Here is a 14,478-nt window from a genome sequence, read left to right on the forward strand (position 1 = left end):
CAAGTACTTCTTGATACATGATTGAAGAACCCATTTCTATTGTCAAAGCAACTAAAAACGACCAAGCCCTCTTTTCCATCCTGATTCCTTCCTGGAATAATCTGCCTTACCTCCGCTTATGCGTAGAAAGTATTCGTAAGAACTCTCACTTTCCGCATCAGATTATTGTTCACGTTAACGAAGGAACCGATGGAACGCTGGACTGGATTCGCCAACAAACGGATATTGATTACTCGGTTAGCTCTGAGAACATTGGCGTTTGTTATGCCCTGAATATCTCGGCTTCCCTGGCAACGACGAATTACATCCTCTTCATTAATGATGATATGTACGTTTGCCCCGACTGGGATAAGGCCTTATACGATACCATTCAGGAAATCGGCCACAATCGCTTCTTTATTTCAGCTACCACCATTGAGGCCACTGCCGAAACCACCTGTTCTATTCTTCAGGACTTTGGCAAGGATATTCATACCTTCAACGAAGAAAAATTACTCAAGGAGTTTTCCACATTACCCATTGGCGACTGGCAGGGTTCAACCTGGCCACCCAATATTGTACACAAAGAAATCTGGGATTTAGTGGGTGGGTATAGCGTAGAGTTTTCGCCTGGCATGTATTCAGATCCCGATTTTTCCATGAAACTCTGGCAGGTCGGTATCCGGTTATTTAAAGGCGTTTCAGCCAGTCGGGTTTATCATTTCGGCTCCATCTCTGTAAACCGGATCAAGAAAAACGATGGTTATTATGTCTTCGTTAATAAATGGAAAATAACATCAGGGACCATGTCGAAGTATTACCTCCGCCGGGGGCAACCTTTCGACGGACCGCTACGAGAGCCGGAGTTACCCTTAGCCGCCAAAGCGAAAACGCTCTACCGACGCTTCTTAAGCGTTTTTCATTGATTACTTAAATGGAAGAAGCCCGGATTATTCCGGGCTTCTTCGTGCTTTATTACTCCTGCATTTTCTCTTTCAGGAATCGGGCGGTATGGTTTTCGTCACCGATTTCAATCATTTCTTCTGGCGTTCCCGTGAACGTGATTAAGCCCCCGGCTTCTCCCCCATCCGGGCCAATATCAATGATGTAATCAGCACATTTGATTACTTCGGTGTTATGTTCAATGATAATCACTGAATCGCCCTGATTTACCAAAGCGTTGATGGATTTCAATAACTTCCGAATATCGTGGAAGTGTAAGCCCGTGGTAGGTTCATCAAAAATGAATAAAGTCTTCCCTACGTTTGGATTTCCTTTTCCGAGGAAACTGGCCAGTTTCACCCGTTGGGCCTCCCCTCCTGAAAGCGAACTGGAAGACTGGCCGAGGGTTACATATCCCAGCCCTACTTCCTGCAAAGGCACCAGTTTTTCGTAAATTTTCGGATTGCCCTGGAAGAAAACGACCGCTTCGTCTACCGTCATGTCCAGAATTTCCGAAACATCTTTATCCTGATACTTTACTTCCAGAATTTCGTGTTTGAAACGCTTGCCGTGGCAAGATTCACAGGTCAGGTAAATATCCGCCATGAACTGCATTTCTATCTTTACCTGCCCTTCCCCCTGACAGGTTTCGCAACGACCGCCGTCAACGTTGAAAGAAAAATGACTAGGTTTATACGTCCGGGCTTTGGCTAAAGGCTGATCACTCATGAGCTGACGGATGTGATCATACGCTTTCACATAAGTAACTGGATTCGAACGGCTTGATTTACCAATTGGATTTTGGTCGACCATTTCTACCGCCGCCAGTCCTTTCAAATCTCCTACCAGTTCGGAGTACTTGCCCGATTCATCTGAATACGTCCCCAGCATTTTACCCAAAGCCGGATACAGAATTTTTCGAATTAATGTTGATTTACCCGAACCACTCACACCCGTGACAACCGTCAGATTACCCAAAGGGAAACGGGCATTAATCTCCCGTAAGTTATTCTCACGAGCCCCTTTCAGTTCGATCCAACCCGTGGGGCGACGACGAAATTTGGGAATGGGAATCTGGTCCTGTCCCGTCAGGAAAGCCAGCGTATGGGAATGCAGCTCACCTTCAACAGAGGCTTCCCCGCGTAAATCTTCAATGGTATTCCAGTCGCCGTGGAAGACTACTTGGCCTCCACCCGTTCCGGCATCCGGGCCAATGTCAATGATTTCATCGGCGGCCTTCATTACCTCCTCTTCGTGCTCTACAACGATTACGGTATTCCCTAAATCACGCAGGGATTTAAGCACCGAAATGAGTCGCTGGGTATCGCGGGGGTGAAGCCCAATACTGGGTTCATCCAGAATATACATCGAACCAACCAGGGCACTTCCCAGGGAAGTCGCCAATTTAATTCGCTGAAACTCACCACCTGACAGAGAGTTAGTTAATCGGTTCAGTGTTAAATACCCTAAACCAACCCGCTCCATGTAATCCAGGCGGTTCTGAATTTCGGTCAGAATCCGGCGGGCTACTTTTTCCTGATAATCAGGTAACTCTAAGTTTCGGAAAAACTCAGCAATTTCTGAAATCGGACGTAATACCAGATCTACAATCGATTTATCCGCAATTTTCACAAAACTGGCATCCTTCCGTAAACGAGAACCGCGACACTCTGGACAAGCCGTACGACCTCGGTAGCGGCTCAACAATACCCGATACTGAATCTTATAGGATTCTCCTTCGAGCATTTTAAAGAAGTCATCCAGACCGCCGAAGAATTTATTACCCTTCCAGAGCAAGTCTTTTTCTTCGGGACTTAGTTCTTTATAGGCCCGATGAATAGGGAAGTCAAAACGAATGCCGTTGCGTAACAAAGGCGTTAACCACTCGCCCATTTTCTCCGTCCGCCAGGGAGCAATGGCTCCTTCAAAAACGGAAAGATTCCGATCTGGGAAAACCAGATCAGGGTCAATCCCCAGGATCGTTCCGAAACCTTCGCAACGCTTGCAGGCTCCGTAGGGGTTATTGAAGCTAAACAGGTTAACGCTGGGTTCTTCAAAGACAATGCCGTCCAGCTCAAACCGATCCGAAAACTCGCGGCGTTCGCCTCCCAGAATCTGGACGAAACAAACCCCTTCGCCTTCAAAAAAAGCCGTTTGCACCGAATCTCCCAAGCGGAACTGCGTTTCTTCATCCTCTTTCTTCACCGCCAGACGGTCAATAAGAATATGAAGCGGCTGCTGATCTATCCGACTCGCTAGTTCGGTATCCGTTAAAACGTCTTCGATCTGAATCGTTTCGTCATTTGCTACAATCCGGGTGAAGCCTTTCTGAAGTAATACGTTCAGCTCTTCCACCAGACTTCGGCCCCCTTTACGTAAAAAAGGTGTGGTAATCAAAACCCGGGTCGATTCTTCCTGCGAAAGAATGAAATCAACAACATCGGTAACGGTATCTTTCCGCACTTCCTGACCGGAAATGGGCGAATACGTTTTCCCGATGCGGGCGAATAATAACTTGAGGTAATCGTAAATTTCAGTGGTAGTACCGACCGTCGAACGTGGGTTTTTGGTGCTTACCTTTTGCTCGATGGCAATGGCGGGCGAAACGCCTTTAATCCAGTCTACTTCCGGCTTTTCCATCCGGCCCAGAAACTGACGGGCGTAACTACTTAAACTTTCCACGTACATCCGCTGTCCTTCAGCAAACAGGGTATCAAAAGCCAGTGAAGATTTGCCACTGCCTGATAAACCCGTGATAACCACCAGCTTATTACGGGGAATCGAAACGTCTATATTTTTAAGGTTATTAACACGAGCTCCTTTAATAAGAATATACTGCTTGGGGTCTAAAGATTCGACCGATGGGCGTCCTAGCGTTTCGATTGGATTCATTCTACAAAGATAATTCTCTCCGGGCTGGGAAGAAAAGATGGTTTTAATGTTTTCTAATCCGAGGTATTAAACCGTTAACGTCGATAAAAAAGACCCGTTCCATCGCGGGAATAAGGTCGATATACAAGAATTTGTGGCAAAGACCGTTACTTTTGAAAACGTAAGAAGGGAATTCGGTTGGTGCTAGGGTAATAACCACTATTTTCGCCATCGAGTTCTTTACTATACAACTTCTTTTAAGTTGTCCATGAACACTACATCCATGATTCGATCCGTACTGGCTGCTTTATTATTTGTGGTTGCCGCTACCCCCTTTGCTTCCGCTCAATACGATACCATTCCACGTCCCACCGACCGTCCGGTTATTATCCAGCAACAACCGCTCGATGAGAGTTATCAACGTCAGCAGGAGCTTCCCTGGAATGCTCGTCCATTTAAGGATAAACTTCGCTATGGTTTAAATATTACTACCCCTTCCCTGAGTTTTTTCGGAGGTAATAGCTATTTCAGTTTTGATATTTCTCCAATGGCTGGCATTCGGGTAACGCCCAGTACTACCGCTGGTATAGGTGCTACTTACAGTTATTTTAGTCAGCCCGTTTTTACTAATCAGGGAAGTGCTCGTTTGAAAGCCAGTTTGTTAGGGGGTCGATTATTTGTTCAGCAACACCTCAATTTCTTACAAAACACAATTCCGGGTCTGTTTTTATGGGGCGAAGCTGAACAATTTCAGATCCTCTCTTATAAGCTAGCCGGAGTTAAACAGGGCCGAGGGCAGTATAACACCGGTTTCTTAGTCGGGGGTGGTTACGGAGTTCCTGCTGGTGAGCCCGGTTTCCAGATCACTCTGCTTTATCAGGTCAATTACGATGATATTAATGTATATTCTTCCAGCGGAAGCCCGCTGGTCATTCGTTTTGGATACTGGTTTAAATAAATTTTGCTGTAATTGTTCAGTAGTGAAGAGACTTCCAGCGGCCAGCGGGAAGTCTCTTTTCTGTAGATAGACCCCTAAACACTGAGATGAGTCCAGGAATATCCGCTAACTTTAGCGTTTAATATTTAATGATTTTCGCCTTCGTACTGTCATATGCTTACGACTGAATCCTCATCACACTACGACCATCTGGAACAAATGACGGTCCGCCAGTTACTGGAGGGAATTAACAATGAAGATAAAACGGTTCCGCTCGCCGTTGAAAAAGCTTTACCTCAAATTGAAGCCCTGGTTACTGAAATTGTGGCCCGTATGAAACAAGGCGGTCGCCTGTTTTACATCGGTGCCGGCACGAGCGGTCGCCTCGGCATTCTGGATGCTTCGGAGTGCCCTCCTACCTACGGCGTTCCTTTCGGATTAGTAGTAGGCCTCATTGCCGGAGGTGACACGGCCATTCGCAAAGCCGTTGAAAACGCCGAAGACGACGCCGAACAGGCCTGGAAGGATTTACTGGAATATGATATTAACGAGCTGGATTCCCTGGTCGGTATCGCGGCTTCGGGCACCACGCCTTACGTAATTGGTGGGGTGAAAACGGCCCGCGAAAAAGGCATCCTAACGGGTTGCATCGTGTGTAACGCGGGAAGCCCCGTAGCGGCTGCCGTTGAATATCCGGTGGAATTGATAGTGGGGCCCGAGTTCGTTACGGGCAGTACTCGTATGAAATCCGGTACGGCTCAGAAACTGGCTCTGAATATGATTTCAACCAGCACCATGATTCAACTGGGCCGCGTGAAGGGTAACCGAATGGTGGATATGCAGCTATCCAACTATAAGCTGGTGAACCGGGCCATTCAGATGGTAATAGATGAACTGCATACAACCCGGGAAATAGCGGAAGATTTACTGGCCCGTCACGGCAGCGTTAGAAAAGCAGTAGAAGCCGGACAACAATAAGTAAGCATTTCGGGTTATTTCAGTCGATTCTTTTGCATTTATTAACAGAACGTCGGTATAATTTTATTTACTTTTGCGTTCTAACGATTAAATACAACGAGCAAATTTTTTAATTTTTATACGCTTACTATGAAAAAAACGCTTTTTCCCATGGTAGGTCTGCTTGCCGCCCTATTCATTGGCACGGAGGCTTCCGCACAGAGTAAAAACGATCCGCCCGCTGAGATTCAGGCTTTATTGCAAAAAAACATTTGCCTTACCTGCCACAAAGTTAACGAACGTTTAGTAGGTCCTGCCTATACGGACGTGGCTAAGAAGAAATACAAACCCGAGCAAATTGTAGCTCTGATTTATAAGCCTGAGCCTTCCCATTGGCCCGGTTACCCTCCAATGGCACCGATGACCCAGGTTCCTAAAGATGAGGCTATGAAAATCGCGAAGTGGATTGTTTCTTTAAATGGTACTGCCAAGAAGAAATAAGTAACCGATTACTCATTCCAGAAGCCCCGATCCTGATTAAGGTCGGGGCTTTTTCGTGGATATGCTCATCATTGCGTATTTTTGCCTGATTTTCAGTAAAATGATGATCCCATAACAAACTGAATAAACTGTAAACTTCAATAAATGAGTCTCTTAGCAATCGGTACGGTGGCCTTTGATGCCCTGGAATCTCCCTTCGGAAAAACGGATAAAATTATCGGTGGTGCCTGTACTTATATTTCATTATCCGCTTCTTACTTCACCAAACCTATCAATGTGGTGGCGGTAGTGGGTGATGACTTTCCTCAGGAATACATCGAGTTACTCCAGAATCAGGGCGTTGATACCGAAGGCTTACAGATCAAAGCCGGTGAAAAATCGTTCTTCTGGTCGGGTAAGTACCATAACGACATGAACACCCGTGATACGCTGGTTACTGAACTGAACGTACTGGCTGATTTTGATCCGATTATCCCCGAATCGTACCAGAATTGCGAATACCTGATGTTGGGTAACCTGACGCCTCAGGTGCAGATGACGGTACTGAACCGTCTGAAAAATCGTCCGAAACTGGTGGTGATGGACACCATGAATTTCTGGATGGAAATTGCGATGGACGATCTCAAAGAAGTAATGAAAAAAGTGGATGTCCTAAGCATCAACGACGAAGAAGCCCGGTTGCTTTCGGGGGAATATAGCTTACGTAAAGCCGCTCGCAAGATTATGGAGATGGGTCCTAAAACCCTGATTATCAAAAAAGGCGAACACGGTGCTTTATTATTCCAGGGAGAAGAGGTATTCTTCGCTCCTGCCCTGCCGTTGGAAGAAGTATTCGATCCTACCGGAGCGGGTGATACCTTCGCGGGTGGCTTCATCGGTTACCTGGCGGCAACGGATGATATTAGTTTCGAGAATATGAAACGTGCCATTATTTACGGTTCGGCCATGGCTTCGTTTTGCGTAGAAAAATTTGGTACCGAACGTTTATTGGGTCTTTCCAAAGAAGAAGTAGACGCTCGCATTCAACAATTCGTTAAGCTCTCTGGCTTCACGGTAGCTTAGTTAGTTTTGAGTGAGAGAATGATACTCAATATTGAATGAGCGAATGATAGAATGAGTGAATAGGTGTGATAACCTGTTCACTCATTTATTTTATGGATAGTCTATAATCCCTTATGGTTCGTATAGCCCGCTACCAGCGAAAAAGCTGGCAGCGGCCTGGTAAATCACTATTAGTACGAGCTATGCATCTTGTGCTAAACGTAAGCAGGTATGATACATGCATTCACTCATTCTATCATTCACTCATTTAAAATTAAACAGCCGTGTTTCGAATCGGCAATCCGTTTTCGGCTAGAATTTGACCTTGTAGATAAGCTACTTTTCCGTTCAGGATAACAGCTTCAATTCCTGCTGAATCACGATTAGGAAATTCTACGGTAGCCCGGCCCTGAATGGTCTTAGGGTCGAAAATGGTGACATCGGCCATAGCTCCTTCCTTGATTTCTCCCCGATTTCGAACCGCCGGATGAATCAGATCGGCAGGCATTTGTGTGATCTTGGGTAGTATTTTTTCCAAAGGTAAACCAATTGACTGGGCGTGCTGAATAGCAGTAGCAAAGCACCCCGCTCCCCGAGGATGTGAGTTGGCCGCTTCCATCGAGGCCATGCCTCCGTCTGAGCCAATCATACAGAAATCCGTTTGTAGAGCCAGATCAATGGTACTTTCGAAAGGCATCGCTCCTTCGGGAACCGCCACCAGATACCCCGGATGTTTGCGGTAATACTGAAAGGATTCTGGAGTAATGCGTTGGTTCGTCCCTACTAACTGTAAGTCATTATAATCCAGACCATACCGCTGCTGCCAGCCCTCATCAAATCGCTTAGAATGCAAATAGGTTGCCCAGTAGGTATAAGGATAGACGCAAGTCGTGATGGCAAGACCTGACTGCCGGGCTTTGTCGATCAGATCCAGAGCTTCGGGCATGTGGAACGTTCCGCCGGTGGAATGAAGATGGTCAATGTGCAGGTGAACACCCGTCTCCTGAGCCAGCCGAATGGCTTCTTTCACCCCCATTAACTCATTTTCCTTATTGGAGTAACGTAAGTGCAGAAACATGGGCCGCTCGTACCGCTTAGCCAGCTTAGCGTATGCTTTCACTTCCCAATAAGGCGTGGGCTGATATTCCAGGCTGTGTGAGACACTCAAGGCTCCCTCCGCCAGCATTTTCTCTACGTGTTTCAGGCGGTGGGGCAGATCTTCGGCCAATCGAATACCCATGACGTAAATACCAACGCCATAATTCGTGTAATGCGGCTTCGGATCAAAGAAGCGATGGTACTCCCCGGGATTTTCCCGACCACCGTGCAATTGCAGAGTCGTCGTAACGCCGTCGGTTAGTTTAAATCGCTCGAAAACGTGGTAATCGTTAGTCAAATTTTTCGGGCCATCGGCTAGTATATCGATAAATCCCGGACTAACAATTTTACCTTCCGCATTAATAACCTGAGTTCCCGATAATTCCAGCGGACTCAGATGAAGCGTTCCCTTTTCGGTCACGCCTACATTGAGTTTCTGCAAGCTCCCCTCCGTAAAGACCGAGCCTTTTTGAATAACAATTGGAAACGTTTGATCCTGACTCGGCGAGTGTATAACGCGGGTTCGGTTAAAAGCCCAGCCTGTGCACATAGCGACCGAAGCCAACGAAAGTTGGCTAATAGCTTTACGGCGATTCATAGATAGATTCAACAATGGAGAAATTCAATAACAAAAGTAAAAACAAGATGCTATTTCAGTGCACCATTGCCTCATTATCAGTCACAAAATTCCAGCGAAGGGGCCTTCCCTTTTCTTCAAAAATTTACAATCCCAAAATCAGGTTCGGAAAAGCCGTCTCCTTTCACGAATTTTGTACTTTCTATTCTCAACAAACCGTTTATCAGTCCGTTTAGTACTGAAACGGAAATTTATAATCGATTATGATTCTGCCGATCGTCGCTTACGGTGACCCCGTTTTACGGAAAGAAGCCGCCGACATTCCTAAAGATACCGATCTCGACCTCAAGCAATTGGTCGATAACATGTTTGAAACCATGTACAAAGCCTCCGGCGTTGGACTGGCCGCCCCCCAGGTGGGTCTGAGTCTGCGTTTGTTTGTCGTGGATGGTACCCCTATTATTGACGGTGAAGAGGAAGACAGCGAGGATTTTGACCCTAGTCTGGTTGGTTTCAAGAAGGCGTTTATTAACCCCGAAATACTGGAAGAAGACGGCGAAGAATGGGCTTACGAGGAAGGTTGCCTTTCCATTCCCGGCATTCGTTCGGAGGTGAATCGTCCCGAACGCGTAAAAATTCAGTATTACGATCTGGACTGGAATCAGCACGTGGAAGAATATGACGGTATTGCGGCTCGCATTATTCAGCATGAATATGATCACATCGAAGGGATTCTTTTCACGGATTACATGCCTCCGCTGAAACGTACTTTATTGAAAAAGAAGCTTTCCAACATTACTAAAGGTGATGTGCGGGTAGATTATAAAATGAAATTCCCTAAGCTATAATGGGTTTCAGCAAAACAATGGGCAGTAGAATCATTCGGTATTTAATGGTGATTTTACTGCCTGTTTCTTTTGTTACTCAGGCTCAGCTTCCCAATTCCTCCGCTGATGAATTAGCTCCGGTTTTTTCTCCCAGTGGAGATACCTTATACTTCGTTCGGGATTACCACGATCAGCGAAAACAGGATAGCTGGTTTAGTATTCGCTCACCGCAGGGTTACTGGCAAACTCCGCAAGCTTTTCCCCTGAATACGAATGCCGATGACGGTATCGTCGCTCAAAGGGGCTCGCAACTTTATTTGGCCAATCAATACTTCCGAAAGAAAGTCCGACCGGGTTTATCAGTTACTACGCGTCAGGGAAATACCTGGGCATCTCCAGAATCCGTACCCATTCCGGCTTTAAATAGCTCTTCCGGGCATATTGGCTTTCACCTGGTTCATGATTCGCTATTACTCCTGGCCATGCCCGATTCCCGGCGGCTGGATGATGATTTATTCATTACCCGAAAAAATACGTTTGGTGAATGGAGGGAGCCCATCGCTTTAGGCAAAAAAATCAATTCATCGAGCCACGATTTCGCTCCATTCTGGCTGGCTCCTTACTTATATTTTTCGAGTGACCGTTCTGGTAATGCAGACGTATATCGAAGCAAACGTTTGGATAATTCCTGGGAAAACTGGTCAGAACCCGAACCATTGACGGGTATTAATACGGCGGGCTTTGAAGCCTATTTCTCCGTTCACCCTAAAGATTCAACGGTTTACTACGTGCAGGCTTCCGTAGATTCCGTGCACAGTGACTTGATGGTTACTTCTCTTGGTAAGCTTTTCAGAAAAACGAACTCCATTGATTCCCTCACTTCCACGGCCCCACTTACCACCACTAATCAACCCGTTATTTTAAGAAGAAGTACCCTTTTTTTTGATTACCGCTCCTTTGACTTATCGACAGAATCGCAGGAAGTGTTGCAACGTTTACTTCAGCACATGAGTCAGGAAAAACCTTCGCGAATTCGTATAATAGGGTATGCTGATGCGGTGGGAGAATCCGAGCCGAACTTATTACTCTCTCAAAAGAGAGCGGCCAGGGTCAAGTTATTTTTAATGCAGGAAGGGAAAGTTAATGTCCCGATTGAGCTGGAATCGTTAGGCAGCTCTCAAGCTCAGGTTAACCCCAATCGTCCCGAAGCAGATCGGCAGAAAGATCGACGAGTGGAAATCTTGTTGATTGAATAATGCGGTAAACTTGCTGATAGGTGTGGCAGGCAGCTTAATTGTTGCCAGCAGAAAAGCTGGCAACGGCCTACTCTAAGTTGTTCTAAACCTATAAAAAACCTCCCAAAAGTTTTAAAACTTTCGGGAGGCTAACTCACTACTTATTTACCTGTTATGACCAGACAGAATCCAGCCCAAAATATCTCAAATCAAAACCAAACCCGTTTAAAAAGGATTGAGATAAAAGCCAAGACCAACCCAGTTATTAATACGTTGTTCGTAAGCACTGAAAGGTAATGGACCGTGAAAGGCCTGTATAGCAATGCTCAAGGGGCCCCGTTCGGCTTCTCCCAGCTCGATACCAAATGCAGCCGTTATCCCCGGATGAAAATTCGTTTGTTCAATCATGCGGGCATCCAATCCCGCCCACCAGCGAGATTTTTGACGGTAGGGCTGTTTCCAGACCAAACCCAATTGCGTATACAACCGCTTCCGCTCCGAGGAGGGACGTAAGCTCATTCCTGCCCCCCCGTAAAGTCGAACGGATTGAATATTTCTAGAATACAAAGCATCTATTTGCTCATAGTTCACCGCATTTGGTGTAAAGTAAATCAACTGATTTCGAATCAGGTAATCATCGCCAAGGTGCGAAGACAGGTGGAAAATCCGAAAACGCCAGCTGGATTGGTCTCGTCTGAGGTTATACATCAATCCGACGCGGTAATCGACGTTATACATGTAGCGACGAAAACGATCTTCCTTACTGTCGTGAAACATCTCGAACTGCGTGTTTGCTACCACATCCAAAGCCAGCTCGGAAGCGTGCCCTTCGTCTTTACTCCAGCGGAAAAAACTTTTCTGAATCCCAATGGAGAAGGGAGCAAAAAGTCCTTTTTTGCTAACACCATCTTCCGTCCGTCGGATGAGAAACGCACTGGTTTTAGCCTCCAATGGGTCCAGCAAGATCGGATCAAACAAACGACCTTTAGGAAGAAATTCAGTTTTGGTTTGAGCAAACGCTCCAGTGATCAACAGGAAGAAAGCCCCAGTCAGGGTAAAGATCGAACGCATAGAGAAAGTTAAAAAACCGGAGCTTAGTTACCTAAACTCCGGCTAAAACCATTACTTAGATAACTCAGCGAAATGTTTGAAGAACAAAGGAATCGTCTCAATACCTTTGTAGAAATTAAACAGTCCGTAATGTTCATTGGGCGAGTGAATCGAGTCAGAATCCAGACCGAAGCCCATTAATACGGTTTTTAATCCCAACTCTTTTTCGAATAAAGCCACGATGGGGATACTTCCACCACCCCGCGTCGGAACGGGCTTCTTACCAAAGCTTTCCGCCAAAGCCGCTTCAGCAGCCTTATAAGCGGCAGATTCCAGCGGAGTCAGGTAAGGCTGGCCGCCGTGGTGAGGCGTTACTTTTACCTTTACCGATTTAGGAGCGATGCTCAGAAAATGCTTGCTGAACAGTTCCGTAATTTTGTTCCAGTCCTGATTAGGCACCAGACGCATGGAGATTTTAGCGTAAGCTTTCGAGGGTAATACCGTTTTGGCTCCTTCGCCAATGTAACCACCCCAGATACCGTTACAGTCCAGCGTAGGACGGATACTGGCCCGCTCGCGGGTGGTATAACCCGCTTCGCCCTGTACGTCTTCAATCGCTAAATCTGATTTGTATTCTTCCAGTTCGAAGGGAGCTGCTTCCAGCATCGCCCGCTCTTCCGCTGAAAGTTCAATGACGTCATCGTAAAAATTCGGAATTGTGATGTGTCCGTTTTCATCGTGCAAACTAGAAATCATTTTTGCCAAAGCATTGATGGGGTTCGCTACCGCCCCACCGTAAACCCCCGAGTGAAGATCACGATTGGGGCCGGTTACCTCTACTTCTACATAACTCAGGCCGCGTAAACCCGTATCAATGGAGGGTACATCATTGGCAATCATCGCCGTATCTGAAATCAGAATGACATCCGCTTTCAGCTTTTCGCGATTCTCGGCTACAAATGTCCCGAGGTTGTCAGAACCTACTTCTTCTTCCCCTTCAATCATGAACTTTACGTTGCAGGGCAGCGAATCGGTAGCCATCATGGCTTCAAACGCCTTCACGTGCATGAAGAACTGGCCTTTATCATCGGCTGAACCACGAGCGTAGATTTTTTCGTCCTTAATCACAGGTTCAAACGGAGGCGAAGTCCAGAGTTCGTAAGGATCCGCAGGTTGAACGTCATAGTGACCATAAACCAATACCGTTGGCTTGCTGGCATCCACTATCTTTTCGCCATATACAATCGGATGGCCTTTGGTTTCGTGAATTTCAGCTACATCCGCACCAGCTTTTTCCAGACTTTCACGGACAAATTCTGCGGCTTTCCGCACATCGCCTTTAAATTTCGAATCAGCACTTACCGAAGGAATACGTAATAAATCAAGGAGTTCGTCGAGGAAGCGGCCTTTATTGGCCTCTAAATAATCTTGCATAGAAATATCATTATCAGGATTTCTCGTACAAAAGTAAAGGAAAGCACGGATGCAAAAGAAAAAACCCGAACGGAAGTCCGGGTTTTCTTTAGTTATGAATCAAAAACGTATTATCTGCTGCGACGACGACCAATGGGAACTCGGGATTCTTCGCCGCGAAGTAAACGTCCAATATTTTTCTGGTGTGTATAGACAATCAATCCGAAAAGAATAAATCCGAAGATCGTCAGTAAGTTACTTTCTGGGCCGAAAAGCTTGAAAACCATAATCAGCGGAAAAGCCAGCGAGGCAACAATTGAACTCAGCGAAATGTATCGCGACGAAAGCATCACTAATAAGAAAACAGCGATACAAACGCCCGCCGCTTCCGGGTGAATACTTAAGACCATCCCCAGTAAAGTTGCTACGCCTTTTCCACCTTTAAAATTGGCAAAAACCGGAAACAGGTGCCCAATAACTGCGATAATTCCAAACGCCAGCTTCATGCCTACACGTTCGTCCAGCGTAATCTCATTCAGGTAAAAAAGAATCAGAGCCAGGTTGGCTGCTAACCAGCCTTTCAACACATCAATCAACAGAACAATGGTTCCGGCCTTTTTTCCTAATGTACGAAACGTATTAGTTGCACCGGCGTTACCACTTCCGTGTTGTCGAACATCGATACCAAAAAATGCCTGTCCATACCAAACGGACGTGGGAACAGAACCTAACAGGTAGGCCAAAAGACCTGCTAATAATACGCTTAATGTCATTTCAGATGATTAATAACCCAAATTGAATGGAAAAATTGTAAGACAATTTTCTACTGGCGTGAAAAACAAAGATACTGGCTATTGCCTCTCTAGATACTTCTCTTCTTGTAATAATTAAAAAATTAAGAAGTTTTTAAGAGTTCACCCAGAGGCTCATGATAGAAGGTAAAGTAAACAATGGGGTTAATTGTTTAAAAGCGGGGCTATTCATTACTTATTATATATACACATACGATATTTTGATACCCCTGGTTTTCAGGGGTATCAAAATATTTTT

12 protein-coding genes are annotated in these 14,478 nt (G+C 45.9%); 7 read left to right on the forward strand and 5 right to left on the reverse strand.

The window, feature by feature from the left end; translation table 11 throughout:
• Nucleotides 1-17: 17 nt before the first annotated feature.
• Nucleotides 18-905 (forward strand): glycosyltransferase, encoded by an 888-nt coding sequence (locus tag QE357_RS16190; RefSeq protein ID WP_309709585.1) that lies wholly within the window; start codon nucleotides 18-20, stop codon nucleotides 903-905.
• A gap of 49 nt (nucleotides 906-954) precedes the next feature.
• Here QE357_RS16190 and uvrA read toward each other — a convergent pair whose 3' ends face one another.
• Nucleotides 955-3,813, reverse strand: a complete 2,859-nt coding sequence (gene uvrA, locus QE357_RS16195; RefSeq protein ID WP_106635273.1) for an excinuclease ABC subunit UvrA — start codon at nucleotides 3,811-3,813, stop codon at nucleotides 955-957.
• A 262-nt stretch (nucleotides 3,814-4,075) separates the two neighbouring features.
• On the opposite strand from uvrA, the gene QE357_RS16200 reads away from it, so the two are divergent.
• From QE357_RS16200 to QE357_RS16215, 4 genes are all read left to right on the forward strand, one after another.
• A complete protein-coding gene (locus QE357_RS16200; RefSeq protein WP_106635272.1) occupies nucleotides 4,076-4,750 on the forward strand; it encodes a hypothetical protein in 675 nt (224 codons plus the stop codon).
• A gap of 153 nt (nucleotides 4,751-4,903) precedes the next feature.
• Nucleotides 4,904-5,707, forward strand: coding sequence for an N-acetylmuramic acid 6-phosphate etherase (gene murQ / locus QE357_RS16205; RefSeq protein ID WP_106635271.1), 804 nt, complete (start codon nucleotides 4,904-4,906; stop codon nucleotides 5,705-5,707).
• 129 nt (nucleotides 5,708-5,836) lie between these two features.
• On the forward strand, nucleotides 5,837-6,187 hold the full coding sequence (locus tag QE357_RS16210) for a c-type cytochrome (protein ID WP_106635270.1): 351 nt from the start codon (nucleotides 5,837-5,839) through the stop codon (nucleotides 6,185-6,187).
• Nucleotides 6,188-6,331: 144 nt separating this feature from the next.
• Entirely contained in the window at nucleotides 6,332-7,249 is a 918-nt protein-coding gene (locus tag QE357_RS16215) for a PfkB family carbohydrate kinase (RefSeq protein ID WP_309709593.1), read from the forward strand.
• 253 nt (nucleotides 7,250-7,502) lie between these two features.
• Here QE357_RS16215 and QE357_RS16220 read toward each other — a convergent pair whose 3' ends face one another.
• Nucleotides 7,503-8,924 (reverse strand): amidohydrolase family protein, encoded by a 1,422-nt coding sequence (locus tag QE357_RS16220; RefSeq protein WP_309709596.1) that lies wholly within the window; start codon nucleotides 8,922-8,924, stop codon nucleotides 7,503-7,505.
• Between the two features lie 242 nt (nucleotides 8,925-9,166).
• Here QE357_RS16220 and def point away from each other — a divergent pair, with 242 nt between their 5' ends.
• Together def and QE357_RS16230 are read left to right on the forward strand one after the other, a co-directional pair.
• Entirely contained in the window at nucleotides 9,167-9,751 is a 585-nt protein-coding gene (def, locus tag QE357_RS16225; RefSeq protein WP_106635265.1) for a peptide deformylase, read from the forward strand.
• A 17-nt stretch (nucleotides 9,752-9,768) separates the two neighbouring features.
• Complete coding sequence (locus tag QE357_RS16230) at nucleotides 9,769-10,986, forward strand: OmpA family protein (protein WP_309709601.1); 1,218 nt, start codon at nucleotides 9,769-9,771, stop codon at nucleotides 10,984-10,986.
• Between the two features lie 204 nt (nucleotides 10,987-11,190).
• Here the strand turns inward: QE357_RS16230 and QE357_RS16235 are convergent, their stop codons facing one another.
• From QE357_RS16235 to plsY, 3 genes are all read right to left on the reverse strand, one after another.
• Complete coding sequence (locus tag QE357_RS16235; protein WP_309709604.1) at nucleotides 11,191-12,036, reverse strand: DUF1207 domain-containing protein; 846 nt, start codon at nucleotides 12,034-12,036, stop codon at nucleotides 11,191-11,193.
• A 51-nt stretch (nucleotides 12,037-12,087) separates the two neighbouring features.
• Entirely contained in the window at nucleotides 12,088-13,449 is a 1,362-nt protein-coding gene (locus QE357_RS16240; RefSeq protein ID WP_309709607.1) for a dipeptidase, read from the reverse strand.
• A gap of 110 nt (nucleotides 13,450-13,559) precedes the next feature.
• The gene (plsY, locus tag QE357_RS16245; protein WP_106635261.1) at nucleotides 13,560-14,201 is read right to left on the reverse strand and encodes a glycerol-3-phosphate 1-O-acyltransferase PlsY; all 642 of its coding nucleotides are present in this window, start codon (nucleotides 14,199-14,201) and stop codon (nucleotides 13,560-13,562) included.
• Nucleotides 14,202-14,478 lie beyond the last annotated feature (277 nt).

The sequence above is a fragment of the Siphonobacter sp. SORGH_AS_0500 genome, assembly GCF_031453245.1.
Taxonomy (GTDB): domain Bacteria; phylum Bacteroidota; class Bacteroidia; order Cytophagales; family Spirosomataceae; genus Siphonobacter.